General features: G+C 71.7%; 23 protein-coding genes and 1 riboswitch. Of the genes, 4 read left to right on the top strand and 19 right to left on the bottom strand.

Annotated elements, in window-relative coordinates:
• Positions 1-85: 85 nt before the first annotated feature.
• From O3597_RS07870 to O3597_RS07845, 6 genes are all read right to left on the bottom strand, one after another.
• Positions 86-1,396: a HAMP domain-containing sensor histidine kinase gene (locus tag O3597_RS07870; RefSeq protein WP_208020987.1), complete on the bottom strand. Its 1,311-nt coding sequence runs from the start codon at positions 1,394-1,396 to the stop codon at positions 86-88.
• Positions 1,393-2,079, bottom strand: coding sequence for a response regulator transcription factor (locus tag O3597_RS07865; RefSeq protein ID WP_281603673.1), 687 nt, complete (start codon positions 2,077-2,079; stop codon positions 1,393-1,395). Before O3597_RS07865 ends, O3597_RS07870 begins: the two co-directional genes overlap by 4 nt.
• Before the next feature lie 92 nt (positions 2,080-2,171).
• The gene (locus tag O3597_RS07860; RefSeq protein ID WP_164449089.1) at positions 2,172-3,539 is read right to left on the bottom strand and encodes a cytochrome P450; all 1,368 of its coding nucleotides are present in this window, start codon (positions 3,537-3,539) and stop codon (positions 2,172-2,174) included.
• Positions 3,536-4,639: an alpha-hydroxy acid oxidase gene (locus tag O3597_RS07855; protein ID WP_281603672.1), complete on the bottom strand. Its 1,104-nt coding sequence runs from the start codon at positions 4,637-4,639 to the stop codon at positions 3,536-3,538. Before O3597_RS07855 ends, O3597_RS07860 begins: the two co-directional genes overlap by 4 nt.
• Before the next feature lie 11 nt (positions 4,640-4,650).
• Positions 4,651-6,231 carry an FAD-dependent oxidoreductase gene (locus O3597_RS07850; protein WP_281603671.1) on the bottom strand — a complete coding sequence of 527 codons (1,581 nt, stop codon included), beginning with the start codon at positions 6,229-6,231 and terminating at the stop codon, positions 4,651-4,653.
• 34 nt (positions 6,232-6,265) lie between these two features.
• Positions 6,266-6,523, bottom strand: a complete 258-nt coding sequence (locus O3597_RS07845) for a hypothetical protein (RefSeq protein ID WP_281603670.1) — start codon at positions 6,521-6,523, stop codon at positions 6,266-6,268.
• Between the two features lie 41 nt (positions 6,524-6,564).
• Here O3597_RS07845 and O3597_RS07840 point away from each other — a divergent pair, with 41 nt between their 5' ends.
• The gene (locus tag O3597_RS07840; RefSeq protein WP_281603669.1) at positions 6,565-7,032 is read left to right on the top strand and encodes an FAD-dependent monooxygenase; all 468 of its coding nucleotides are present in this window, start codon (positions 6,565-6,567) and stop codon (positions 7,030-7,032) included.
• A gap of 8 nt (positions 7,033-7,040) precedes the next feature.
• Positions 7,041-7,505, top strand: a complete 465-nt coding sequence (locus O3597_RS07835) for a MarR family transcriptional regulator (protein ID WP_235945006.1) — start codon at positions 7,041-7,043, stop codon at positions 7,503-7,505.
• Positions 7,506-7,515: 10 nt separating this feature from the next.
• On the opposite strand, the gene O3597_RS07830 is transcribed toward O3597_RS07835, so the two are convergent.
• Both O3597_RS07830 and O3597_RS07825 read right to left on the bottom strand, forming a co-directional pair.
• Positions 7,516-8,118: a disulfide bond formation protein DsbA gene (locus tag O3597_RS07830; RefSeq protein ID WP_281603668.1), complete on the bottom strand. Its 603-nt coding sequence runs from the start codon at positions 8,116-8,118 to the stop codon at positions 7,516-7,518.
• Between the two features lie 105 nt (positions 8,119-8,223).
• Positions 8,224-8,667, bottom strand: coding sequence for a hypothetical protein (locus O3597_RS07825; RefSeq protein ID WP_281603667.1), 444 nt, complete (start codon positions 8,665-8,667; stop codon positions 8,224-8,226).
• 183 nt (positions 8,668-8,850) lie between these two features.
• On the opposite strand from O3597_RS07825, the gene O3597_RS07820 reads away from it, so the two are divergent.
• Positions 8,851-10,467, top strand: coding sequence for an SGNH/GDSL hydrolase family protein (locus O3597_RS07820; protein ID WP_164449098.1), 1,617 nt, complete (start codon positions 8,851-8,853; stop codon positions 10,465-10,467).
• A gap of 120 nt (positions 10,468-10,587) precedes the next feature.
• Here O3597_RS07820 and O3597_RS07815 read toward each other — a convergent pair whose 3' ends face one another.
• The 5 genes from O3597_RS07815 to O3597_RS07795 form a co-directional block, all read right to left on the bottom strand.
• A complete protein-coding gene (locus O3597_RS07815) occupies positions 10,588-11,706 on the bottom strand; it encodes a Gfo/Idh/MocA family oxidoreductase (RefSeq protein ID WP_281603666.1) in 1,119 nt (372 codons plus the stop codon).
• The gene (locus tag O3597_RS07810; RefSeq protein WP_164449099.1) at positions 11,676-12,386 is read right to left on the bottom strand and encodes a ThuA domain-containing protein; all 711 of its coding nucleotides are present in this window, start codon (positions 12,384-12,386) and stop codon (positions 11,676-11,678) included. Before O3597_RS07810 ends, O3597_RS07815 begins: the two co-directional genes overlap by 31 nt.
• 251 nt (positions 12,387-12,637) lie before the next feature.
• Positions 12,638-13,633 carry a saccharopine dehydrogenase NADP-binding domain-containing protein gene (locus O3597_RS07805; RefSeq protein WP_281603665.1) on the bottom strand — a complete coding sequence of 332 codons (996 nt, stop codon included), beginning with the start codon at positions 13,631-13,633 and terminating at the stop codon, positions 12,638-12,640.
• A 437-nt stretch (positions 13,634-14,070) separates the two neighbouring features.
• On the bottom strand, positions 14,071-15,135 hold the full coding sequence (locus O3597_RS07800; protein WP_281603664.1) for a hypothetical protein: 1,065 nt from the start codon (positions 15,133-15,135) through the stop codon (positions 14,071-14,073).
• 185 nt (positions 15,136-15,320) lie between these two features.
• Positions 15,321-16,187 (bottom strand): hypothetical protein, encoded by an 867-nt coding sequence (locus O3597_RS07795; RefSeq protein WP_164449105.1) that lies wholly within the window; start codon positions 16,185-16,187, stop codon positions 15,321-15,323.
• 190 nt (positions 16,188-16,377) lie between these two features.
• On the opposite strand from O3597_RS07795, the gene O3597_RS07790 reads away from it, so the two are divergent.
• The gene (locus tag O3597_RS07790) at positions 16,378-17,181 is read left to right on the top strand and encodes a hypothetical protein (RefSeq protein ID WP_281603663.1); all 804 of its coding nucleotides are present in this window, start codon (positions 16,378-16,380) and stop codon (positions 17,179-17,181) included.
• Positions 17,182-17,209: 28 nt separating this feature from the next.
• Here the strand turns inward: O3597_RS07790 and O3597_RS07785 are convergent, their stop codons facing one another.
• The 6 genes from O3597_RS07785 to O3597_RS07760 form a co-directional block, all read right to left on the bottom strand.
• On the bottom strand, positions 17,210-17,818 hold the full coding sequence (locus O3597_RS07785; RefSeq protein ID WP_348650335.1) for an LUD domain-containing protein: 609 nt from the start codon (positions 17,816-17,818) through the stop codon (positions 17,210-17,212).
• Complete coding sequence (locus O3597_RS07780) at positions 17,803-19,212, bottom strand: LutB/LldF family L-lactate oxidation iron-sulfur protein (RefSeq protein WP_281604500.1); 1,410 nt, start codon at positions 19,210-19,212, stop codon at positions 17,803-17,805. Before O3597_RS07780 ends, O3597_RS07785 begins: the two co-directional genes overlap by 16 nt.
• A 17-nt stretch (positions 19,213-19,229) precedes the next feature.
• Positions 19,230-20,003 carry a (Fe-S)-binding protein gene (locus O3597_RS07775; protein ID WP_281603662.1) on the bottom strand — a complete coding sequence of 258 codons (774 nt, stop codon included), beginning with the start codon at positions 20,001-20,003 and terminating at the stop codon, positions 19,230-19,232.
• Positions 20,004-20,233: 230 nt separating this feature from the next.
• Positions 20,234-22,471, bottom strand: coding sequence for a 5-methyltetrahydropteroyltriglutamate--homocysteine S-methyltransferase (gene metE / locus O3597_RS07770; protein ID WP_281603661.1), 2,238 nt, complete (start codon positions 22,469-22,471; stop codon positions 20,234-20,236).
• Positions 22,472-22,581: 110 nt separating this feature from the next.
• A riboswitch (cobalamin riboswitch) is annotated at positions 22,582-22,793 on the bottom strand.
• Between the two features lie 67 nt (positions 22,794-22,860).
• The gene (locus O3597_RS07765; RefSeq protein WP_164449110.1) at positions 22,861-23,595 is read right to left on the bottom strand and encodes an alpha/beta hydrolase; all 735 of its coding nucleotides are present in this window, start codon (positions 23,593-23,595) and stop codon (positions 22,861-22,863) included.
• A gap of 214 nt (positions 23,596-23,809) precedes the next feature.
• Complete coding sequence (locus tag O3597_RS07760) at positions 23,810-25,168, bottom strand: ferredoxin reductase family protein (RefSeq protein WP_281603660.1); 1,359 nt, start codon at positions 25,166-25,168, stop codon at positions 23,810-23,812.
• Positions 25,169-25,308 lie beyond the last annotated feature (140 nt).

The raw sequence follows: 25,308 nt of genomic DNA, 5'->3' as shown, positions 1-25,308 counted from the left end.
CGGTCCCGACCAGCCCCGGTGAGGTCGCCACGGCCTGGATGCCGCACCCGGCCGAGGACGGTGAGCAGACGCCCTTTCTTCCTGCTCAGGCGTCGCCGGAGACCGATGCGGGCGTCGGCGTCGACGCGGCCGGTCGCGGGCTCGTCCGGACCGGCAGCCGAACGGCGAACCGGGCACCCCGACCGGGGTGGCTGCGGGCGTCGATGGTGCCCCCGTGCCCGGTGACCACCTCCCGCAGCAGCGCCAACCCGAGCCCGGTATGCCGTTTGTCCGGGCCCGCACCGCTGTGGAACCGGTCGAAGATCCGGTCGGCCGGATCGAAGCCGTTGCCGGTGTCGGCGACGATCAGCTCCGCCACGTCGTGGGCGGGCAGCCGCACGGTCACGTCGATCCGCCCGCCGGCCGGCGTGTGGGTCAGGGCGTTGGTCAGCAGCTCACTGATCACCCGCCGCAGCGCCGATTCCACCCCGGAGACCGGGACCGGCACGTCCGGGCGGCTGAAGGTGAGCAGCACACTCTGCTCGCCGGCCCGGTCGTTCTCGGCGAGCACCGCGGCCTCGGCGACGGCCGCCAGGTCCACCGGATCGGCGACCGCACCGTCACCCGGCGCCGCGGCCAGCCGGGCGGAGAGCAGCAGGTCGTTGACGACCTCGCCGAGCCGTCTGGTGGTGCCGGTCAGGCGGTTCAGCTCCGACTGGTACTCCACGGGCACACCGGCCGCGCGGGCCCGCCGCGCCAGCAACTGGGCCCGGGTGTGCACCTGCGCGATGGGCGTACGCAGTTCGTGGCTGACGTCGGCGATGAACCGGCGCTGCCGGGCGAGGGAGTCGGCCAGCGGCGCGACGGCGAGCCGGCCCACCACCGCCCCGCTGGCGACGGCCACGACCAGCCCGAGCAGTTCCGCGACGGCGAGCGCGACGAGCAGGTGACGCCGGTCGGCGAGCTGGTACCGGGCGTCGAAGATCGCCTGCACGACGTCCTCGCCACGGGTCTGGGTCAGCACGAAGTAGACCGTGCCGTGGCGCTCGATCGTCGTCTCGGACGGGATTCCGGTGCGGGCCGTGGTGCTCATCGCCGCCGCGAGCGGGAACCCGGACGGTGCCGGCACCGCGCCGCCGGAGATCTCACCGTCGTGGAGCAGGAAGAGCCAGGTGCAACCGGGTGGACCGGACGGGTCGCCCCGGCTGGCCGTGTAGGCGAGTTCCCGCTTGATCTGGCGCTCCTGGCCACGGATCAGCATGCCGTAGGAGAGCACGCCGACCGCCGTGACCAGGACGGTCACCGCGAGCCCGACCAGCAGGCCGACCCGGCGACGGGCCCGGGCCACCACGATCCGCTCGGCCGCCAGCCAGGAGAGGCCGGCGGGCGCCGTCCGTGCCCTTCGCCACGGTGTCACAACTCACCGAGCCGGTAGCCGAGGCCGTGCACCGTGCGGACCGCCGTCCGGCCGAGTTTGCGGCGCAGGTAGTACACGTAGGTGTCGACGATGGAGGTGGCCTCCGCCGCGTCGAAGACCCGGCGGCGCAGCTCGGCGCGGGTGTGCACCGACCGGGGTCGGACGGCGAGCACGCGGAGCAGTTCGAACTCCCGGGCGGAGAGCGCCACCCGGCGGCCGTCGGCGAGCACCACGTCGCGCAGGCCGAGGTCGAGTCGGCCGGTACCGATCGGCAGCGCCTCGGCACCGTCCGACGTGCGTCTGCACAACGCCCGGATCCGGGCGCTCAGTTCGTCCAGGTCGAACGGCTTGATCAGGTAGTCGTCGGCGCCCGCGTTCAGGCCGGCGACCCGGTCGTCGACGGTGCCGAGCGCGGTGAGCAGCAACGCGCGGGCACCGATCGCGCGGGAACGCAACCGGGTCAGCAGGTTGAGCCCGTCGAGCGCCGGCAGCAGCCGGTCGATCACCATCACGTCGTAGGGCCGGGTGAGGCCGAGGTGCAGGCCCCGTTGTCCGTCTCGCGCCACGTCGACCTGGTAGCCCTCGTCGGCGAGTACCTCGGTGAGCATGTCCGCGAGTTCCGCGTCGTCCTCGACCAGAAGCAGCCGGTGTACGCCTGGTGATACCTCGCTTACCTGTAGCACATGTCGAGAATCCCACACCCGTCCGTGGTATTGATCGTGACCAATGTCTCTATGTTGTTGCGCCGGAGATCATTCCGGTCGGTCCGCCGTGGTCATCGCCGGATCTCCTCGAAGTAGCTCGCACACAGGCGCTGGCGCCGGGCGTCGAGCACCATCCAGGTACCGAGCACGAGTTGGACGAGGCTGCGCCACACGTCGGACCAGCGGTCACCCCAACGCATCACCGCCAGCCGGAACCGGGCGGGCGGGCTGGCCCCGGTCGGGACGAGGAAACACGGTCCGCGGTTCGGCAACGACCGGGTGTGCCGCACGGTGGAGACCAGGGCGTACCGGCGCAGCACCTCCCGGGTCACCGCACGCATCATCACCGGCGCCACGCCGCGTGCCGGGCAGGCCCGGTTGGCGGTGACGCCGAACGGGACGAAGTGTGCGGCACCGCGCTCCAGGGTCAGCCAGCGGGCCGGCTCGAACGTGTCGTCGGCCGCCGGTCCGCTGCGCTGGTAGGCGAGGTAGTTGAACAGCAGCACCGAACCGGCGGGGATGGTGAGTTCCGGGTCGACCTCGATCGGGCCGGACGTGATCCGGTGCGCCACCCCGAAGAGCGGATGTACCCGCAGTGTCTCGTCGATCACCCGGTCCAGGGCCGCGTCACCGTCGGGGTCGTCGAGGGCGGCGACCAGGTCACGCCGCACCGCCGGATGCTGCGCCACGGCGAGCAGGAGGTGTGCCATCGCCTCCGACATCTGCACCACGGCGGTGTTGAAGAAGGTGCCCTGCAGGTACCAGGCGGTCTCCTCGGCGGTGAACGGTTCCGGCAGCGTCACCGGTGCCGTGCCGGCCTCGACCCGGGCGCGCAGATAGCGGGTGAGCCGGTCGCGCCGATCCAGGTGTCGCAGCCCGCAGCACTTGAGCGCGGTGACCACGTCGTCGGCGTTGGCCACGATCAGCGCCCGTACCTCCGGCGGGCACGCCGCCTCGAAGACGAGTTCGTAGTAGACCTCCGCCCAGATCGGCATCATCAGGTCCCGCAGCCGGACGCGGCGGGTCCGGCCGGCCGGCAACTCGTCGAGAATCCGTCGGGTCGCCGCACCGGCCAGCTCGGTCGAACGCCGCTGCGACACCGCGACCACACGTCTGGTCGTCCGGGCGACCGTGCGGTAGCGCTCCCCCGGCTCCAGGTGTTCCTGGTGCATCTGCGGACCGGGTGCCAGCCAGTACCAGAACAGGTCGGACAGACCGGCCCCCCGACTACGCCCGCTGGCCGCCGGATGGGCGTAGATCCGTGCGAAGTGCTCGGGCCCGATCCGGGGACCGGGCACCGGGATCCCCTCGACACCGTTGACCCGCCTGAAGATCCACTCTCGGAGCCGGACCACCGCCGGCGGCAACCGGCGCGGCAGCAGCCACCCCACGGTCAGCAGACCGGCCAGCCCGCACCACAGCACCAGCGGCCGGGTCATACCGGTACCCGGTCGAGGACCATCTCGCGGGTCAGGTCTGCGGGGCGGACCGCGCCGGCAAGCGTCATGGCCCGGGTCAGCTCGGCACGGAGCAGGTCGAGCAGCTGCCGCACTCCGGGCTCGCCGCGGGCCGCCAGCGCCCAGACCACCGGTCGGCCGATCCCGACCGCGACCGCCCCGAGCGCCAGCGCGGTGAGGATGTCGGTCCCCCGGCGGATCCCGCCGTCGAGCAGGACGGGGATGCGTCCCCCGACCGCCGCCACGACCGCCGGCAGCGCGTCGATGCTCGCCGGTACCCCGTCGAGCTGCCGCCCACCGTGGTTGGAGACCAGTACGGCGTCCACGCCGTGCGTGACCGCGAGGCGGGCGTCGGCGGGGTGCAGGATCCCCTTCAGCACGATGGGCAGCCTGGTCGTCTCGCGCAGCCACTCGATCCGGGCCCAGTCGAGAGTGGCGTCCATGACGATGTCCCGGACCCGGCCGCTCTGCGGATCCCGCATGTTCTCGCAGCAGCAGCCGGGCGGCAGGTCGAGGAAACCGTTGCGCAGGTCGCGGTCGCGGCGGCCGAAGACCGGAGAGTCGACCGTGACCACCAGGGCGCGGCAACCGGCCGCCTCCGCCCGCCGGATCACCGAGGCGGTGAAACCCAGATCCGGCTGTGGATAGAGCTGGAACCACAGCCGCGCCGCTGGGCCCGCCGCCCCGGCGACCGCCTCGATCGGCGCGGTGGCGGCCATGCTCACCACCATCACGGTGCCGGCCGCCCCGACCGCCCGGGCCGTCGCCACCTCCCCCTGTGGATGTGCCAGCCGGTGGAAGGCCGTCGGCGACACCAGCACCGGCATCGGCAGCGTCTCACCGAACAGCTCGATCCGCAGGTCGCGCTCGCCGCCGCCGCGAAGCACCCGGGGCAGGATCCGATATCCGTCGAAGGCCGTCTCGTTGGCCCGTAGCGTGCGCTCGTCCCCGGCACCTCCGGCGAAGAAGTCCCGGTGCACCGGATCGAGCCGCAGCCGCGCCTCCGCTTCCAGGTCGTCGACCCGGTGCAGCGGAGGAGGATCGGCGGTGGCGGCGCGTCCCGGCGTCGCCTGTGCGGGCACCGACGACACGGTCAGCCCACGGTGCCGGACAGGCAGCGGTGCAGGAAGGCGACCAGCGGCGCCCGGTGCACCTGCGGCTTGTTCCACTGGTTCTCCAGGTTCTCCGCCAGATGGTGCTCGGCCACCACCCGGCCGCCGCGCCGGTGGCGCACCACCGGATGCAGATACGCCGCGTCGTGGGCCTGGCCGGCGACGTCCTGGGCGATCCGGCGCACCGAGATGTCGAAGGGGTCGACCTGGTCGTGGTCGGGACCGTACTCGAGGGTGACGACGAACGCGTGCTCGACCGGATGATCGGCGGTCGCCAGCCCGGCCTGCCCGAGGTGGTCGACCGGCACCTCCTCGTGGTACCGGGCATCCGACCCGGCCACGGTGACCACGTCGGCGAGCACCGCGAACTGCTGCCAGAGACCGGAGGACCGGTTGACCCGCTCGATGATCGCGTCGGCCACCGCCTCGGCCGTCGCGTCCAGTTTCTCCGCCGGCCACGGATTGTCGTGGTAGCGGTGTTCGAGGATGCGGTGCAGTGCCCGCACGCCGTACCGGAAACCGTGGACGAAGCCGTTGGTGGACCGCTTGAAGTCGCGTTCCTGGGTCAGCGTGCCGGCGAAGAACAGGTCCGGGACGTTCACCGACTCGAATGCCGGGGTCTGGGCCGGGAAGCGATCGTTTATCACCAGCTCCGGACGACAGTCGTCGGCGAAGATCGACGCGTCGAAGCGGAAACCGGTGCAGGCCAGCACCCGGTCGTACCGCAGCTCCTTGACGACCTCGTCGGCCCGGGAGAAGCCGAAGGCGACCCGGTATCCGTCGTCGTCACGCTCGATGCCGCGCACGTGTCCGTCCAGGATCGCGTTGGCCGACTTGAGCTGGTAGGTGTCCAGGAAGTTGTTGTTCACCGCCCGCAGGTGCCCGACGTAGTGGGTCCGCCACGCCATCCGAACCGGACTCGGCCCCGCCACATGCACCAGCGTGGTCGTCTCCATCAGCGCGTCGGCGGTCTCGAAGGCGGAGTTGCCCTTGCCGATGATCAGCACCCGTTGGTCGAGGAAGTCGCGCGGGTCGACCGACATCGCGTCGTACCGCTCCGCCAGCTCGATGCCGGGGATCGGCGCGACGTAGGGCTGCGAGACACCGGTCGCCACGACGACCCGGCGAGCCCGGTACGTCGTACCCTCCTCGTCGGTGACCAGGAAGCCGGCGTCGTCGGGCCGGGCGACCCGGACCACCCGGCTGCGGTAGCGGATCCGGACTCCGGTGGCCGCCGCGAAGTCCGCCAGGTAGCGGACCATCACCTCGGCGTCGGGAAAGTAGCGTTCGGTGTAGCGGGTGAAGCGCAGCGCCGGGTCGTCGCTGAGCAGGGAGTTCCAGTCCAGCCGCAGGTTCAGCTCCGGATCGTCAGTTCCGGTGTGCGGCTTGTTGATCGAGATGAGTTGGCGGTGCCGGGGAAACCGGGTGAAGAAGGCGCCGGGGACGTCGGCGGACTCCAGTACCAGGTAGTCCCGGCGGCCGTCCCGTTCGAGCAGCGCACCGAGCTGAAGCCCGGCCGGTCCCGCCCCGATGATCAGATAGTCGAGCATCTCTCCGGTCACCAGGCGACCGTACGAAGGCGAACTCAGAGAAAAATCAGCCGTCGATCCCGGCCGCCGCCGTCGGCGCCGGCCAGTGCGGTGCCCCGGTCAGCAGGTCGAGCAGGTCGGCGGCGCGACGGACGTCGTCGTCGAGCGGCCGGTCCGGATCGATCGCCGGCACGGTCTCCGCGAGCCGCTGCAGCGCCGCGACGCATGCCGGCGCGGTCGGGGTACGCGCACCGACGTGGATCGCCTGACGCAGCCCCACCGCGAGGGTTCCGCAGATCAGCCGCAGCAACCGTGCCTGGTCCACGGCGCGCAGCGCGGCCTGGGTGCCGAACGTCGCAGGAGGAGGTGCCCGTCGACGTACGGGGGCACCTGCTGGCGCAGTGGAAACTGGCCGCCCAGCGGAGCAGGGACTTCCACCCGCTCGTCCGGCGGCTGGTCGACACGGCCGAGGTCGACGCCACGGTGCTCAACCATTTCGCCACCGGCCAGCGCCCACGCCGATGGGCGGTGCCCCGGGCGACGATGATGGGCGACGCCGTGCACGCCATGCCGCCGTTCGGCGCCCACGGCGGCAACACCGCGCTGCGCGACGCCGCCCTGCTCGGCCGCAGGCTGGTCGAGGTCCGGACGAGCGGCACCCCGGTGGAGAAGGCGATCGCCAGCTACCAGAACGAGATGGTGCCCTACGCCTTCCGCGCCGTCGACACCGCCGCCCGGCTGATGCGCCGCTTCACGGGCGGCGCGGCCGCACCTCACTGGGTGCTGACCCGCCTGCTACCTCGGCTGCACCCGGTCACCGTACCGGAGGCATGATGGCGGGCATGTCCACCGAGCCGGCCCGCGCCTGCGCGATCGCCGACCTCATGCGCGCCGGACGGGAGACCGCGCGGCTGTCCATGGTGTTCCGGTACGCCATCGCGGAGCGGCTCGGCCTCACCGTGAGCGACCTGGAGTGCCTGGACTACCTGGCCGACGTCGGATCCGCCACCGCCGGGCAGGTCGCCGAGCGGACCAACCTCACCACCGGAGCCGTGACCAGCATGCTCCGGCGGCTCCAGCAGGCCGGCTACGTCACGGCCGAACGCGATCCGGCCGACCGGCGGCGGGTGGTCGTCACCCTGCGGCCGGAGCGGACCGCCGAGTTGGCGCGACCGTACGAGCGGTTCGCCGCGCGGGCGGCACGACTCGTCGAGGGCTACACCGTCGAGGAGATCGAGCTGCTGGTCCGGCACAACGAGCGCATGCAGGCGATGTACCTCGCCGAGTTGGACCGCCTCGGCAGCTGACGTCAGCGAGTCACCACACCGGCGGCTCGTGGTGGCGACCCTTGAGTTCGTGAAATCCATCGGCCTCGGTGACCAGGAGCGTGCCGTCCCACAGTCGGCCCGCCGCCTCACCCTGTGGCACTCGGGACAGCACCGGCCCGAACCAGACGATCGGTCGACCGGCCTCGGGCTCCACCAGGGTGATCGGGGTTCCGACGTGATCTCCTATCCGACTGACCCCGGCCGTGTGTGACGCCCGCAGCACCTCGTCGTGCTCGGACGAGTGCCAGGCGGTCGCGAGGTCGGTGGGCAGTCCGGCCGCAGTCAGCACCGTCTCGACCGGACCCCAGGCACCGCCATGGGCCATCGCGCCGTACCGGTCGTACAGCCGACCGACGGCCTCAGCGCCGTACTGGTGCTGGACAGCGGCGAACAGACGAGCAGGTCCCCACAGGAAGCCGTCCGGGTCGTCCTCCGGGTCGTCGTCGCGGTCCTCGTTGAGTATGGACAGGCTCATGATCTGCCATACGACGCGTACCGGACGGACCTGCTCGACCTCGCGCATCCACCGAGAGACGAGCCAGGTGTACGGGCAACTCGGGTCGAACCAGAACCTCACGGTCAGCTGAGGCATGACTCCAAACCTATCCCGCCGATCACGAAGGCCCGGATCTGCCTGGCTGGTGCGAATCCGTCGCGCCAGTTTCCTGGCCGGTCCGCAGGTCCGCCCGGGAACGCCTCACGCGTCCGCGGCCCGGTCCTGACGCTCGGGGACGGACGTCCCGCGCCGTGGCGTGACCGACACGACGGCGGCCGCGCCGAGCACCAGTGCCGGAATCACGAAGTAGACACCGTCGCCGAGGCCGAGGAGCAGCCCCCAGGCCAGGACGACAATCGCTGCCAGCGTCGTCGTGACACCGACCGCGCGGCCCAACAGGTCCGCGGCGAGGGGCAGCAGAGCCGCGATCGTCGGCACGCCCAGCAGATAGCTGGCTGCGACGCCACTGTCCGACACCGTGTCGGGCAGTACGGCGACGGCGATCCCCAGCGTCACCCCGAGCGCGAGCAGTCGCAACGACCGACCCAGCGCGTCCGGCGTGGCGCGCCGACGGCCCAGACGGGCGAACGCTGCCGCCGCGACGAACAGCGCCAGCAGCACGCCGAGAACCCCAGCGACAGTCATGACGTTCCCTCCGCTTCCATCAGCTCCGCGACAAGTGTCTCGCGGTCCGCACCGCACGGCGGCGAGGATGCCTTCTCACGCGCTACTTTGCGTAGTTTCACGGATCCGCGCCACCCTATGCATTGCCTAGCATCCATGTAACTGATCGTCACAAGTCGATCACATGACGCTGGGAGGTAGGCCGTGACATCACGCGGAGCCGTGTCACCGGGACGGCAGCGGCGACTACTCGCCATGGTTGCGGTCATCGGTGGGCTGCTCGTCAGCGCACAACCCGCGCTGGCCGCGACGCCACCTGTCGATGACGGCGCTGCGGCCCTACCGGCAGCGCGGGGCGCAGGTTGGCAGCCCGATATCCAGGCACCCGACCCGGTGACCCTTCCCGGCACCACCAAGAAGGTAACGCCGTTCGCGACGCCGCTGACCCCGCAACAGCCCAAGGCGCTGCCGGGCGCCTCGAAGGGTCCCGGCGCCACACTCAAGGCGGACAGCTCGGCCCGTGCGGCGATCCGTACGGTCGACATGCCGACGTTCCGGGGGACGTCGCCGCAGGCCGACCCCGACGACCCGCCGACCGGGCTGTACTGCACCGAGGCGATCACACGGAACAGCTCCGTCAGCGGTACGCCCAACCAGACCAACTACGCGGCGAACATCTCCTACCTGGCGGAGTTCGGCTGCAACTTCTGGCTCAACGCGGCCTACATCGCCACGGGCGTGATCGACCGCGGCCGCTTCGACGGCCAGTTCCTCTACACCACGGCACCCCTGACCTACGGGCAGACCTACTACGGCGCGACCTCGGGCGGCGTCAGCATTCCGGGCGAACTCTTCGACGGTGGTCGCACCGTGGAGATCGCCTTCGAGCTCTACCTGTTGGCTCCGGCCGGGGTCTACTGGGGCGGCTGCTTCCCCATACCGGGGCTGCGCTACCTGCTGTGTGAGGGCCTCGGCACCAACCTGTTGCACATCGTGCTGGGCACCGGGCCGTTCGGGACCGGGCTGCAGTCCCCGGTGATCCGCCACGTCGCCCTCGGTGACTCCTACTCCTCGGGCACCGGCGCGCCACCGTACTCCGACGCGTCCTGCCGGCGGTCGCCCGCGACCTACGCCAACCTCATCACGGGGACGGTCCTGTCAGGACTGCCGGTGGACCGGCCGACTCTGGCGGCGTGTCACGGCGCGAGGATTCCCGACCTGTACGCGAGCCAGCAGTCCGGCCTACCGCCCCAACTGGACGCGATACAACCGCACACCCGGCTCGTCACGCTGACCATCGGCGGCAACGACCTCGGCTTCTCGGCCAAACTCACCGGCTGCTACCTGGGCGCCGACTGCTCCGCGTCCGGACCGTTGGTCACCCCGCAGGAGCTGTACCAGGTACAGGCCCAACTCACGACTCTGTACCGGCAGATCCGAGCAGAGATGCACCCCGGCGGGAAGCTCATGGTGCTGAGCTACCCGGCCGTCGTACCCAACCCGGACGACCCCGCGGACCCGCAGCCGACCCAGGACCGTTGCCCCGATCTGGGAAGCAACCTCGTCGAGAGCGAGCGGAGAGCGATCTACGAGGCGACCGTACAGACCGACAGAATGATCCGGGACGCCGTGTTGGCCACCGGCGACTCCCGCGTCGTCTACGTCAACGGACTGGACCTGTTCCGCGGTCACCGGCTCTGCAGCACCAACGGCGTATGGGCCAACGGCCTCACCTCGCCGCTGAGCGACTCGTTCCACCCCAATGCCTCGGGCTACCAGGCGATGGCGACCCGGGTGGCCCAGGTCCTTCCCCCACTCTGACCCTCCACCGAGCCGTCGGGGCGCCCTGGTCCGCCGGGGCGCCCATCCGGTGCCGCCCCCGGGCACCGGCGGGCAGGCGCCGAGCGGGCCGCGGCAGCGCCCACCAGGGTGCCGGCGCCGTCAGTGCTCGGGCGCGGGAGCGGAGAGCCAGTCCTCGGTCGGGGTGAGCGGGACGGGTGCGGGGCGGTCGACCGTGGTGGTCAGCTCGACCCGCCGGCCCTCCTCGGCCGACCGGAGCAGGGCGGTCATGATGTCGAGCACGTGCAGCGCGACCGCACCGCTGGCCCGTGGCGGACGCAGCTCGTCGGCGTGGACCAGGTCGATCAGGCCGACCCCCCGGGACGCGGCGACGTAGCCGGCCCGCGGTTGCAGGGTGCGCCACCCGGGGCCGTCGAGCGCCAGGTGGCGGACCTCCCCGTCGAAGGTGTTCGGATCGGGTACGGCGAGGGTGCCCTCCTCCCCCTGTACCTCGATCGGCGCGGCCGTCGTCGCGACACCGTCGAAGGTGGTCGTGAGGGTGCTCAGGGCACCTCCCGCGTGTTCCAGTACACCGCTCACGTGGGTCGGCACCTCGACCGGGATCCGCTGCCCGGAGCGGGGGCCCGAGCCGATGACCCGGGAGTCCCGCAGCCGACTGGCCGCCCCGACCACCGCACGGACCGGCCCGAGCAGGTGGACCAGGGCGGAGATGTAGTACGGCCCCATGTCCATGAGCGGGCCGCCGCCCGGGACGTAGTAGAAGTCGGGGTTGGGATGCCAGCGCTCGTGTCCCGGGGTGACCATGACGGCCGACGCGGAGAACGGTCGGCCGATCAGGCCACCGTCGATCGCCGCTCGGGCGGTCTGCGTACCGGTGCCAAGGACGGTGTCCGGCGCGCAGCCGACCCGGACGCCGGCCGCCGTCGCCCGGTCGATGAGCGACCGGGCCTGCGGGAACGCGACGGTGAGCGGCTTCTCGACGTAGACGTTGCGGCCGGCGTCGATCGCCGCGCCGGAGATCTCGGCGTGCGCGGCCGGGATGGTGAGGTTGAGCACCGTCGCCACGTCGGGGTGGTGGAGCAGGCGCTCGACAGCGACCGCCTCGGCGCCGGGAATCGTGGCGGCGGCGGCGTCGGCTCGGGCCGGGTCCAGGTCGGCCACCGCGACGACGCGCACGGTGGGATGGTTGGCGAGCGTGTGCAGGTACGCGCGGGAGATGAACCCGAGACCTACGACGCCGACGCCGTGCGGGTCGCCCACACCATCCCCCTCTCGATGACGGTACGGACGCTCGCGTGCTCCAGCACGTCGAGGCTGTGGCCCGGAGTCGTCACCACGATCCGCCCGGCGCCCCAGTGGCGGGTCCAGATCGCCGGTGAGGTGACCGGCCGGTGCCACGGGTGCCACTCCCGGGTCGGGTGGGTGGTGGTGGCCAGGACGTCGATCAGGTCGTCGTGCAGTACCCAGTACTGCTCGGTGACCAGATCGAAGTCCTCGATCCCGGCGGTGATCGGATGCTCCCGGCCCAGCTCGGTGACCGTGATCGAGTGCGGCAGGAAGTTGTCCGCCTCGCCGCCGCCACGGTCGCACGGCTCGACGCCCGGATGGGTGGCGAACTGCCCGCCCACCAGGTGCAGGTAGTCCGAACAGGCGCGGAACGAGTCGACGACACCGCCGTGCCAGCCGGTGAAACCCGTACCCGCGACGACCGCCGCGGCCAGCCCCGCCACCTGCTCCGCGGTGATCTGCGACATCGTCATGCACTGCACGATGAGGTCGGTGTCGGCCAGTTCGGCGGCGTCGGCGTAGATCTCCGTCGACCCCTCCACCCGTACCGCGTATCCGCTGCGTTCGAGGAACGGGATGAACAACTCCGTCGCCTCGACCGGCCGGTGTCCCTCCCACCCCCCTCGGACCACAAGGGCTTTGCGCCGCGTCACACCCACTCCTCCCCGGTCCGCCGCACCGGGCCACCACTGCCGCCCGGGTCGACGCCCGCACATCCGACCGCCGCTAACCGTACCCGGGCCGACACCCTGACTCAGTCCCTCGCCCGAGGCACCGGGATCGGAACCTACCCACCATGCACCGGAGTAATGGTTCAGCCAGGCACTGGTCGCCGACGCGTGATGACCGACCGCCCGGACAACCGGCAGGCGCCCCGGCCGGCTGACACTCGTCGCAGCACTGCTCACATCCTTTGGACGTGGCCGGGATCCGGCCCGTCGTCAGCTCGGTCGGCAACGGCGACGGGACCCATCAGGCGGATGGCGATCTCCGCTGCCACCACGCCGGTCGCGTGACCCTCTCGACGGCCCGTCACCGCCGACCACACCTGCCTCCCGCCCCCATCGGTGGCCGAAGCGTGCATCACGAACCGGTCCCCGCCGAGCCGCAGTCGGCTCGACGCGCCGGTCAGCAGGCGAGCCCCGCCCAGCCGATCCGCCAGCCGGAAGGCACCGGCAGCACGCAGCCCGAACAACGCCGCCGTCACCGCGCCGGAGTCGAAACAGAGACGAGTGGTCACCGGGACGCCGAGCGTACGGGTCAACGTGTACTGATCCGAGAAGGGAAACGGGTACGCGGTGCGTACGCCGAACCCGGGCAGGTCCACCCGGGCCCGTCCCGGCCGTCGGGCCCGGTCGGGCGGAGCCGTCAGTCCCGCCACCGTCCAGCGGACCGAGTCGGGCCCGTGGTCACCGGCCGTACCCAGCAGGATCGTCACGTCGACGGAGGTCGCGGATGGCAGGCGTTCGGTGCAGCGTCGGGCCAGCACGTTGGTCAGCCCGGGTGCCAGCCCGACGCTGAGCACGGCGGCCGTCCCGGTCCGCTTCGCGGTGGCATCGAGCCGTTCGATGCCGGCCAGCACGTCGGCTGACGCGCTGATGTCGACGACAGGAACGCCACGGTCCAGGCACGCGCGCGCCACCGCCTCGTTACGATGCTCCACACACATGACCACCACGGCGGCGTCGGCCAACAACCCGTCGAGACCCCGCGGGTCGTCGAGGTCCAACCGGCGCGGGGTCAGCCGGCCCGGGCCGCTCCGGGCCAGGGCCTCGGCACGCGCCAGATCACGACCAGCGACAACGACCTCGTACGCCGAATCTCGGGCCAGCGTGGTGGCCACCACCCGACCCACTGCGCCGTAACCGCCGATCACGACGGCCATCCCATGGTCGGTCATTGCCACCTCGCCGTGACCACCGCCCAGTGCGCCCCCACCGGGCCATTCCAGGCCGCTGCCTGCTCAGCGTTTGCCACCCGCATCTGATCACCTCTTCGGACACTGCCCATGGGGATGAGTCTGGGCGGGCCAAGCCATGAGCACCACTGCGACCTGGTAGGGAAAGCCATGACTCCGGCGCATGGCGATTCTTCGCCTCGCCAGCGGATCGGGCAGCGGTGTGCTCCTCCGCCAGGACGAGGTGCGGTCGGGGTCGAGCCGCCGCAGCGTGCCGTCGGCGGGCACCTCCCTGTCCCTTCGGACGGTGTCGCTGTCGGGATTGCGGGAATCGCCTTGCTCAGCCGCGCCCGGCGGGACACGCTGCCGCCATGCTGGAACAGCAGCGCGGCAGGCTGTGGCTGGTGGTGGCCGCCGCCGGCTACGGCAAGACCAGCGCGCTACGCCGGCTGTTCCCCGGTCCCACCGTTCGGTGGCAGCGGGACTGCGACGTCGACGCGCTGCTCGGCGGCGGGCTGGCGGAGCTGGCCACCGGGACGACGCAGCTCGTTCTCGACGGGTTGCCCGCCATGTCGGAGCGGACCGAGCAGGCGTTGCTGCACGCGGTTGCCGGCCTGCCCGATGGCGTACGCCTGGCACTGTCGTCGCGCTGGCCGGTGGGCTGTGCCGCGTCGTCGTGGTTGACCCGGATGGCGCCCGCGCAGCTCCGCCCAGCCGAGCTGAGCCATCGCGTCGATGAAGATGTCGGAGACGGGCGCCGGGAACAGGTCTGCGGGGTCGGGCAGAGCGGTGATCTCGCCGCCGACGCCGGACATCGACGGGAATTCGTCCTCCCACTCACGCTGTACGGTCACCATCCTCGGCGACGACGTACCGCCCGGGCTGGTCGTGGCGAACCGCTTGTAGCGCGCTTCGTCGATCGCCGACGAGGCACGGATGCCTTCCACACAGATCGCGTAGGCGACCGGGCCGGTGCCGAGTTGGTGGAAGGCCGTGCGAACGGTCACGCTCGCGCCGTCGGCGTCGGGGACCAGTCCGGCCAGCGGCACCCCGGCGGGCAGGTCGAACCCGGTGCCGCTGAGCACCAGGTCCGTCGGGCAACTGGCGGTCCGCGACCCGGCCGGGGAGACCTCGACGACCCGCGGCGTGCCGTCGTCCGGCGCGCAGATGGCGGCGGCGATCACCGACCAGGGTTCCGCGTGGCCCGGGTACGCCTCGCCGCGTACCACGACCGAGGTCGTGCCCGGCACGATCGCGGCCAGCCGGACTCCCCCGTTGCCGTTTCTGATCCGGCCTCCGGCGCCGATCAGCTCCTCGCCGGGCCCGCACGTCGCGGTCACGCTCTTGGACGACGTGGTGTCGTAGCCGCTCTCCGCCCGGTGCCGGTACGCGGCGTGGGCCGTCCCGGGTAGGACGAGCATCGCCGCGACCGCGACGACCGCTGCGGCCGCCGCGACACTGCACCGCGACCGGGTGCCTGTGCCGAGTGTCGTATCCCTGCTCATGACGACAGTCCTTTCCTGCTGACGCTGCCGCGAACGTTTCGCGTGGCGCTGGCCGGAATCATCGGCGGGGCCCGTCACGGTGGCGTCATGGTGGCGCACGGCGGGCTCCCGAAAGCGCCCACGCCTGGTCACGCCGACCGGCGTGACCAGGCGCCGCGCCCGCTGACGGCGCGGGACGCGAACCGTTACGGACCCCAGCAGATGGCGTGGCTCTCCAGGTCCCACGGCGGCAGGTAGATCCCGTCCTCGGCGGCGATCGCCTGGGCGTTGTTCTGGGCGACGGTCGCCGTCACCCGGGTGAGCAGGACGTTGCCGGTGGCGGTGGCGTCGACCGTGGCGCCGACGCCGGTGGCGAGCGCCCCGGCCGGACAACCAGCGGACACCTGACCCTTGGGGCTGACGCTGTTGGCCGCCCCGGTCAGGCTGACGAGCGTGCCGGTGAGGTTGGCGGGCAGGGTGGCGCAGATGGCGTACCCGACGAGTTCCCACGGCCCGGCGAAGCCGCCGGCCGCGCCGGCGGTCACCGCCCCGGCGGTGAGCGCGGCGTTCGGTTCGATCCGCTGGTAGAACGCCTCCCCGTTGGCGGTGCGCAGCTCCGCGCCGAGCCCGAGCAGGTCGGTGCCGGCCGGGCAGGCTGCCACCTGGTTCTTGATCGGGTCGCCGTTGCTGCCGCTGGCCGAGGTGACCCGCTGGTAGTTGGCCGGGGGCGGGCCCGGCACGCAGATCGCCTGCGCCACAAGGGTGTACGCCCCGGCCACCCCGCCCGGGTTCGTGTGCGCCCAGACGGTCACCGACTGGGTAGCCAGGTTCGGAATGATGTCGGTCAACGTGACGTCGCCGCCACCACCGTCGACGGAACCACCGCCACCGGCGAGGAACTCACCGGCCGGACAGGTCGCCACCGCGGACTGGTTGGGGAAGGCGCCCGCCACGCTGACGTTCACCACCGTCGCCTGCGCCGGCCCCGCACCGGTGGCCACGGCCACGGCGGTGCCGGCCAGCAGCAGGGCCGTTGCGCCCGAGAGCCGGGCGAGCCTGGATCGAGTTCGCATCGTGCACTCCACTTCGTACCTGCCGCGAGACGTTTACGCCCCGACGGGACGACGCGGCAGGTATCCCACGATCCGTGGTGGCCTCACGGCCGCCTCAGTGCCGCGTCACGGCGGACCAACCGGCACACCGGCGACGGGGGCGCGCTCCGCGTCGCGCTCGTTCGTGGCTGACCCGGCGCAGAATGACTCGGTGGAGACGACCTGGACCATCCTCTACCGCGTCCAGATTCCGCTGCCACGCGGCGGCATGATCGCCCGCCGGGAGGGCAGGACGACAACCATCAGATGGGACGACGAGCCCGTCGCGGTGCTCACCGTGGTGTGGGTCGACGACGCTTCCCGGCACCGCTACTTCATCGACCGTGATCTGGCCGACCGGTTCGGCCTACGCCCCGCCGAGCGGGACTGGCTGTTCCTGTCGGTGGACCTCGACCCGGCCACGGCCGCGCAGTGGCGGACCGCGGCGGAGAGCTACCTGACCGCGATCCAGGCCGCCGAGCGCGACCGGCACGCGGCCCGCGATCATCCACCGTGGTTCCGGCGCAGGGCCGCGGCCGAGCGTGCCCGGGCCCGGCACCGCGCGGCACTCGATGCCGCCGACAACGTCTACGCTCCGGTGCGGGAGGCGGCCTCGCGGTTGCTCGACGAGAGGTACGCCCCGATCGCCGCCCGGGAGAAGGCCATCGCGGCGATCGACGGCAAACCGATCTGGCGGTACGTGCGCAAGGGCAAGACCGCTCATGTGCACGTGGCCGGGTCGCGCGGGTCGACCGCCGACGAGCTCATCTCGGCGATGACGCGACAGAAGGGGATCACCGCGTTCCGGTGGGAGCCCGACGCCGTGGCGAGGGCCGTGGAACTCCTCGGCGAGGAAGGGTTCGAACTGTGGTGGAGCCGGTTCGCCGGGCACTGGCAGTACCGGCTCGAACAGCAGGAGCAACCACGGCGGGCCGGCGGCACGGGCCTCGCGGGCACCGGCGGCTTCGGCATCTGAGACTCCTGCTGTCGACCTGCTGGCCACCTCAAGGCAACAGGATGAGGTGCAGGGTGCGGGGGCCGTGGACGCCTTCGACCCGGTTGAGTTCGATGTCGCTGGTGGCGGACGGGCCGCTGATCCAGGTCAGCGGCCGGTGTGAAGTGAGCCGGGCCAGCGCCTGCGGCACGCCCGCGACGACCTGGGCGGCGCGGATCACGCAGATGTGCAGATCGGGTAGGAGGCTGAGCACGCGGCGGCCCTGGTCGGGTGAACCGTCGAGGATGACGGTGCCGGTGTCGGCGATGGCGACGGCAGCGGCGGTGATCACGGCGTCGGCGGCGGCGATCTGCCTGTTGTCGAGGTCGTCGTCGGGCCGGGCGGTCACCGTCGCCGGCAGCCAGGCCGGTGGCAGTGCCGGTGGCACGACGACGGTCGCGCCGGTCGGCAGGATGGCGGCGACGGTGTCGGCGACGGCCGTTTCGGCGACCCGGTGCACGTGGGCGCGGTAGTCGGTGAGTCGGTCGACCAGCCGGTCGAGGTCGACCGGGGCGTCGCGCCGGTACTCGCGCGGCACCTCGACCGGCGCCGGTGCGGGGTCGAGGGCGGCGCGGAGCCGGGCGAGGATGACCTCCCGGGCGGTCACCGGCTCGCCCACCACTGCCGGAACGTCTGCGCCGGGGGCTCGGGCAGGTCACGGCTGGCGGTCCAGCCGGACAGCGGCGGTGGCAGGCCCCGACCACGCTGGCCGGTCAGCCGGCTCAGCCGGGTCGCGCGCTGCGCCGCCGCGTACAGCGCCGGGTGGTCCATGGCGTACGCGGCGGCGGCCATCGCGGCCGACTCACCGCGCGGATGCGGCGCCTGGTCGCGCAGGTGCACCAGCAGCTCCGGAATGTTGATCTTAACGGGGCAGGCGTCGTAGCAGGCCCCGCAGAGCGACGACGCGTACGGCAGCGACGCGTTGTCGGCCACCCCGGTCAGCTGCGGGGACAGCACCGCACCGATCGGCCCCGGATACACCGACCCGTACGCGTGCCCACCGGTGCGCTCGTACACCGGACACACGTTCAGGCAGGCCGAGCAGCGGATGCAGTGCAACGCCTGCCGGCCCACCTCGTCGGCGAGCACCGCGCTGCGACCGTTGTCCAGCAGCACCAGATGAAACTCCTGCGGCCCGTCACCCGGGCTCACCCCGGTCCACATCGACGTGTACGGGTTCATCCGCTCCCCGGTCGAGGCCCGGGGCAGCAGTTGCAGGAACACCTCCAGGTCCCGCCAGGTCGGCACCACCTTCTCCACACCCATCACGGTGATCAACGTGCGCGGCAGAGTCAGACACATCCGCCCGTTGCCCTCGGACTCCACCACCGCCAACGTGCCGGTCTCCGCGACCGCGAAGTTCGCCCCGGACACCGCCACCGGCGTGGACAGGAACGTCTGCCGCAGAAACCGACGCGCCGCCGCCGCCAGCACCGCCGGCTCGTCGGTCAACCCCGGATCCACCCCCGGCATCGCCCGCAGGAAGATCTCGCGGATCTCGGCCCGGTTCCGGTGGATCGCCGGCACCAGGATGTGACTCGGCCGATCCTCACCGAGCTGCACGATCAGCTCCGCCAGGTCGGTCTCCACCGGCGCGATCCCGGCCGCCTCGAGGGCCTCGTTGAGACCGATCTCCTGCGTCACCATCGACTTGACCTTGATCACCCGGTCGCTGCCGGTGGCCCGCACCAGGTCGACGACGATCGCGTTCGCCTCGTTCGCGTCGGCGGCCCAGTGCACCACTCCCCCGGCCGCGCTCACCCGATCCTCAAGCTGCTCCAGCAGCTCCGGCAACCGGGCCAGCACATCGGCCTTGATCGCGCTACCGGCCGCCCGTAGCTGCTCCCAGTCCGGCACCTCGGCGATCACACCAGCCGACTTCGCCCGGATCGTCGCCGTGGCATGCCCGAGATTGCGGCGTAGTTGCGGGTCGGCCAGAGCCTGCCGCGCCGCCGCCGGAAAGGTCTGCTCGCCGCGCAGGTGCCCGACGCCCCTCGGCGCGGTCGTCGGCATGCCGAGGAAGGCCCGGGTCACGATCGCACCACCTGTTCACCCCGCTCGTCGGCAACGGTGTCGTGTTCGGTCGAGGCCAGGATCTCGGCCAGGTGCACCGTACGCACCGCAGAACCCGACCGGGACAACCCGCCACCGATGTGCATCAGACACGACGCGTCCCCGGCCGTGCAGACCTCGGCACCCGTGGAGACCACGTGCCGCAGCTTGTCCGCCAACATCGCCGTCGAGGTGTCCGCGTTCTTCACCGCGAACGTGCCACCGAACCCGCAACACTGATCGGCCGCCGGCAGCTCCACCAGGTCCAGCCCCCGCACCTCACGCAGCAACCGCACCGGCCGATCAGCCACCCCGAGCATCCGCAACGAATGACACGTCGGGTGATACGTCACCCGATGCGGAAAGAACGCCCCCACATCGGTCACGCCGAGCACGTCCACCAGCAGCTCCGACAACTCGAACGTCCGCCCCGCCACCGACTCCGCCCGCGACGCCAACCGGACATCACCGGCCCGCCGCGCCGCCACCGCGTGCTGATGCCGCACCGACCCCACACACGACCCCGACGGCGCCACGATCACGTCGAACGGATCGAAGGTCCGCACATGCCGCCGCACCAATGGCACCGCCTGCGCCTGGTAACCGGTGTTGACGTGCATCTGCCCACAACACGTCTGCCCGTCGGGGAACACCACCTCATGCCCCAACCGCTCCAACAACCGCACCGTCGCCTTCGCCGCCTCGGGAAACAGGGTGTCCGCCAGACACGTCACGAACAACGCGATCCGCACGTCACACCTCCCACTCGCCGGCCCGCGCCGCCACGGAAGCACCACCGGGCCCGTAACGCATGATCCGCCGAGTCTGCCGTACGAGCGGCCGCTGCGCAGCAAGGTCACCACCTGCCACGTCGCGGTCCCGGGCGGGGTGCGGGTGCCCCGGTCCGGGCGCGGTCGGCGACGGGCTCACCGACCACGAGCCGGGCGGTCGCGTGTCGTCGGTACCGCCCGGCCCGGTGCGGTCAGCTCCCGCGTACCTCTTCGGCGGCGGCGACCAGGTGCCGCAGGGACGCCTCGACCTCCGGATAGCCGCGCGTCTTCAGGCCGCAGTCCGGATTCACCCACAACCGGCGGGCCGGCACGGCCGCGACGGCCCGACGCAGCGCCTCGATCACCTCGTCGCGCGACGGCACCCGGGGCGAGTGGATGTCCCAGACGCCCGGGCCGACGCCCCGGCCGTAGCCGATCGCGGCCAGGTCGTCGAGCACCTCCATCTTGGACCGGGACGCCTCGATGCTGGTGACGTCCGCGTCGAGGGCGTCGATGGCGCCGATCACCTCGCCGAACTCGGAGTAGCACAGGTGGGTGTGAATCTGGGTGTCGTCGGCGACGCCGCTGGTGGCCAGGCGGAACGCCGCCACCGCCCAGTCCAGGTACGCCTGCTGGTCGGCCCTGCGCAGCGGCAGCGTCTCCCGTAGCGCTGGTTCGTCGACCTGGATGACCCGGATCCCGGCGGACTCCAGGTCGCGGCACTCGTCGCGCAGGGCCAGCGCGACCTGGTCGGCGGTGTCCGCGAGGGGCTGGTCGGTGCGGACGAACGACCAGGCCAGGATGGTTACCGGGCCGGTGAGCATGCCCTTGACCGGTTTGCTGGTCAGCGACTGCGCGTAGGTCGACCACTCGACGGTCATCGGGGCCCTGCGCGACACGTCGCCGTAGATGATCGGCGGGCGTACGCAGCGGGAGCCGTAGGACTGCACCCAGCCGTGACGCGTGGCGGCGAAGCCGTCGAGTTGCTCGCCGAAGTACTGCACCATGTCGTTGCGCTCCGGTTCCCCGTGCACGAGCACGTCCAGGCCCAGTCGTTCCTGCAACCGGATGACCTGCGCCACCTCCGCGCGGATCCGCGACGCGTAGCCGGCGTCGTCGAGGCTGCCGGCCCGGTGTGCGGCGCGGGCCCGGCGCAGCTCGGCGGTCTGCGGAAACGACCCGATCGTGGTGGTCGGCAACTCCGGCAGGCCCAGCCGTTGCTGCTGCCGGGCGGCCCGGGTGGGATAGTCGCCGCGCTGCCGGTCGGCCGGGCGCAGCGCGGCGAGGCGGCCGCGTACGTCGTCGTGACGCCAGTCGGCCGGGGTGGCCGGCAGGGGCGCGGGCAGCGCCGTGGTGCCGTCGCGCAGCGCCCGGCCGAGCAGGACGATCTCGTCGACCTTCTGCCGGGCGAACGCCAGCCGCTCGGACAGCCGGGGGTCGAGGTGTGTCTCGGCGGACAGGTCGACCGGCACGTGCAGCAGCGAGCAGGACGAGGAGACGGCGACGTGGTCGGCCAGTCCGGCGACCGTCGCGCCGGCCGCTACGGCGGCCCGCAGGTCGGTACGCCAGACGTTCCGACCGTCGACCAGGCCGGCGACGATGGTCTTGCCACCAAGTGGTCCGGCGGCGGCGAGACGGTGCAGGTTGCCCGCGCCGGCGACCAGGTCCAGGCCGACGGCGTCGACCGGGGTGTCCAGCAGGGCCGGCAGCGCGTCGCCGAGGTCGCCGAAGTATGTCGCCACGAAGATCCGCGGTCGGTGCGTGAGCTCACCGAGCCGGGTGTAGGCGCGGCCCAGGGCGTCGATCTCGGCTGGGCTGCGGTCGGCGGCGTAGGCGGGCTCGTCCAGTTGCACCCAGCCGACGCCCGCGTGCGCCAGCTCGGCGAGAATCCGGGCGTAGGCCTGGACCAGGTCGTCGAGCCGGGCGAACGGATCGACGCCCTTGGCCAGCAGCAGGAACGTGGCCGGTCCGACGAACACCGGCCGGGTGGTGATGCCCAGGCCGCGGGCTTCGGCGTACTCGTCCAGCGCCTTCGCCGGGTTGGCGGTGAAGACGGTGTCCGGGGCGATCTCCGGCACCAGGTAGTGGTAGTTGGTGTCGAACCACTTCGTCAGTTCCAACGCCGGCTCGGCGTCGACACCACGTGCCATGGCGAAGTAGGTGTCCAGCGCGGACAGGCCCAGCCGGCTGAACCGGGTCGGGACCGCGCCCACAGCGACCGCCGTGTCGAGCATCTGGTCGTAGTAGGAGAAGGTGTTCGACGGGATCGCGTCGAGACGGGCGTCGCGCAGCGTCCGCCACACCTGCGCCCGCAGCCCAGCGGCGGTGCTGGCCAGAGCCTCGGCGTCGACGGTGCCGGCCCAGTACGCCTCGACGGCCTTCTTCAGTTCACGGTTCGCGCCGATGCGTGGGTAGCCGAGCACGGTGCTCTGCCCGAATGCGGTACTCACCAAGGGTTCCTTCCCTCGAAGTGTCCGGCGGACACGGGAGGGAAGACGGGTACACCTCGGGTACCGGCTTCCGCCCTGGTCCTCCCACGGGACCGCCGGCGACGCACGCCGGCGGCGTGCGCAGCACTGGCAGGTCTTCGGACTCGCGGGCATGACACCAGGTCGCCTACTGGCCGTCGCTTCCCAGACCTCACGGTCCAGTGCTTTGTTGACGGCGGTCGTTCCCACTCACCGCTGCGGGGCAGTCCCGGATTCGCACCGGGTTCCCTCTTGCGACGCCCCACCCACACGGGCGGGACGAACCAGCACCACCGGCCATCGTACGGGCCACACCGGCGGCTGGGCCCGGGGTGCCCGGCCTGCGGGACGGCGAGCCGGCCGAGGCCCGGCTAGCGTAGGTGCCGGGCGAAGAACCGGCCCGCGTCCTCCCCCGCGTACCAGGGCACACCCGTGTGTCCGCCCATGTTGGCGTGCAGCGTCTTCTCCGTGGAGCCGAAGGCGTCGAACAGCTCCAGCGCCGCCTGCCGGTCGTTGCCCTCGTCATCCCACTGCAACAGCACGTGCAGCGGAATGGTGACCTGCCGGGCCTGTTCGACGATGAGGCGCGGCACGAAACTTCCGGCGAAAAGCCCGGCGGCCACGATCCGGGGCTCGACCACCGCGAGCCGAATGCCGATCGAGATCACTCCCCCCGAGTACCCGACAGGGCCGCCGACCTCGGGCAGCGACAGGAAGGCGTCCAGGGCAGCCTGCGATTCCGGCACGGCCCGGTCGACGAGCGGGAGGACGAGAGCGTCCACGATCTCGTCGCTCACCGCCTCGCCCGCCGCCAGCACCCGGTGCAGTTCGGCGCGGGCCCGCTCGGCAGCGGCCCAACGCGGCCGGTCACCGCTGCCGGGCAGCTCGATCGCGGCGGCGGCGAAACCATCCGCTGCGGCGCGCCGGGCCCGCGCCACCAAACGTGGGTACATCCGGCCCAGCCCGAGTGGCGGGTGACCGAGCAGGATCAGCGGGACCTGTGCTGTCGCGAACGCGGGTGTCCACAGGAAACCCGGGATGTCGCCGAGCGTGAACGCGCGCTCGAGAACGCCGTCGTCGAGGTGTCGTTCGGAGGTGAATCGCATGGTCGTGCCTTTCGGGAGTACGCATGAAAGGCGCTCCCGGACGACCTACCGCCCGACCGTGACCCCGCGGGGGAGCACCCATGTCGAAACGTTCACGGGTACCACCTCCTCGGTCTCTCGCACGGCCTTGGACAAACTAGCAGCAGGCCGTCACGGTCCGCGACGGGTTTCCCGGGCCCCTTCCGCTCGCCCGCGCACTGTCGGCCGGTGAGGTTCACACCCCCAACCGGAACGCCTCGACATGCCGTTGGCGGGCTGGAACCCGCAGGGCGCGGAGGCTGCGCTGCACGGTGCTGGCCATCGCCGCGGGACCGCACAGGTAGACGTCGCGCTCGGCGATGTCGGGAACCAGGTCGCTCAGGCTCTCCGGGCTGAACGGCTGGCTGCCGTCGGCGGTGCGACCGGTCAGCAGATGCAGGCGGGCGCCCCTGGCCTCGGCCAGATCGCGCAGCTCACCGATCAGTACCGCGTCGGCGGTCGTGCGGGCCCGGTAGAGCACCACGACGTCTCCGGTCAGTTCCGGGTCCTCCAGCAGCGCCCGGATCGGAGTGATGCCGATACCACCGGCGATCAGCAGGGTGTTCTCCCGGGTACGGGCGGCGGTGGTGAGGGCACCGTACGGTCCCTCGGCGTAGACCCGGGTGCCGACCGGCAACTGCCGCAGCCCGGCGCTGGTGGTGCCGATCGCCTTCGCCGTCAGCCGCAGCGTGCGACCGTCGGGGGCCGCCGACAGCGACCACGGGTTGACCTGCCACCAGGAGTTGTGTCCCGGGAAGCGCCACCAGAAGAACTGGCCGGGACGGGCGCGCAGCCGGTCGAGGCGGTGGCCGGCAACGTGGACGGACACGGCGTTGTCGGTCTCCGGCACCACCGCGACGACCCGCAGCCGGTGTCGGACGTTGCGCACCAGCGGCACGACCAGGCGGTTGGTCAGCAACGAGCCGACCGCGAAGGCCCACAACCCCCACCAGTACGCCTTCGCGACGGCGCTGCCGGCGAACGAGGCGCCCTCGTAGATCTGGTGGATCACCGACAGCACGATCACCACGTAGACCACCAGGTGGATGGCGTGCCACGTCTCGTACGACATGCGGCGGCGGGCGATCCGTACCGAGGTGGACGCCAGCACGCCGATCAGGACTGCGGCGATCATGCCGAGTAGCACCGGCATCTGCCTGGCCAGGTTCGGGATCTCGGCGAAGAACGAGATCCGGTCGATCTGTGCGTAGCCGAGCAGCACGAACGTCGGGTGCAGCACGACCAGCCAGAAGATCGCGAACCCGGTCCAGCGGTGCCAGTTGGTGAGCTTGTCCATGCCGATCCGCCGTTCCAGGAACGGCACCCGGCCGATCAGCAGCAGTTGCAGTGCCATCACGAAAGCCAGATGCAGGCCGAGGAAACGGCCGATCGCGGTCAGGGTGTTGGGCGTCGGCCGGCTCGGATGAGCGAACATGACCTGAAGGATCACCAGGTTGACCAGGACAAACGTCCAGAGCAGCAGGTACGCGGCCCGAGCCTGGCCGGTGCGGCGCACCGGGCCCGCCGCGGCGGCGGTGAATGTGGTCGTGGACATCGTGAGCCTTCCTGAAGCGGTCCCGGTCGGGACGGCGTGAGATTTCATCGATTGCCCGGCAACACGGCGTGGTCGCCGGCACGCCGTCTCCGGCCGGTGAACCTCTCCGTCCGCCTCAGCGTGCCAGCGTCGGCGTGCGC

Source organism: Verrucosispora sp. WMMA2044 (assembly GCF_027497155.1).
Taxonomy (GTDB): Bacteria; Actinomycetota; Actinomycetes; order Mycobacteriales; family Micromonosporaceae; genus Micromonospora; species Micromonospora palythoicola.
This window is presented reverse-complemented; position numbering and strand designations above follow the sequence as displayed.

Bases quoted from the DNA above. Each gene is read 5' to 3' on its own strand.
- O3597_RS07860 (WP_164449089.1), bottom strand. From the start codon at position 3,539: ATGACCCGGCCGCTGGTGCTGTGGTGCGGGCTGGCCGGTCTGCTGACC.
- O3597_RS07835 (WP_235945006.1), top strand. From the start codon at position 7,041: ATGTCCACCGAGCCGGCCCGCGCCTGCGCGATCGCCGACCTCATGCGC.
- O3597_RS07830 (WP_281603668.1), bottom strand. From the start codon at position 8,118: ATGCCTCAGCTGACCGTGAGGTTCTGGTTCGACCCGAGTTGCCCGTAC.
- O3597_RS07825 (WP_281603667.1), bottom strand. From the start codon at position 8,667: ATGACTGTCGCTGGGGTTCTCGGCGTGCTGCTGGCGCTGTTCGTCGCG.
- O3597_RS07805 (WP_281603665.1), bottom strand. From the start codon at position 13,633: ATGACCGACCATGGGATGGCCGTCGTGATCGGCGGTTACGGCGCAGTG.
- O3597_RS07800 (WP_281603664.1), bottom strand. From the start codon at position 15,135: ATGAGCAGGGATACGACACTCGGCACAGGCACCCGGTCGCGGTGCAGT.
- O3597_RS07795 (WP_164449105.1), bottom strand. From the start codon at position 16,187: ATGCGAACTCGATCCAGGCTCGCCCGGCTCTCGGGCGCAACGGCCCTG.
- O3597_RS07780 (WP_281604500.1), bottom strand. From the start codon at position 19,212: ATGCCGACGACCGCGCCGAGGGGCGTCGGGCACCTGCGCGGCGAGCAG.
- O3597_RS07765 (WP_164449110.1), bottom strand. From the start codon at position 23,595: ATGCGATTCACCTCCGAACGACACCTCGACGACGGCGTTCTCGAGCGC.
- O3597_RS07760 (WP_281603660.1), bottom strand. From the start codon at position 25,168: ATGTCCACGACCACATTCACCGCCGCCGCGGCGGGCCCGGTGCGCCGC.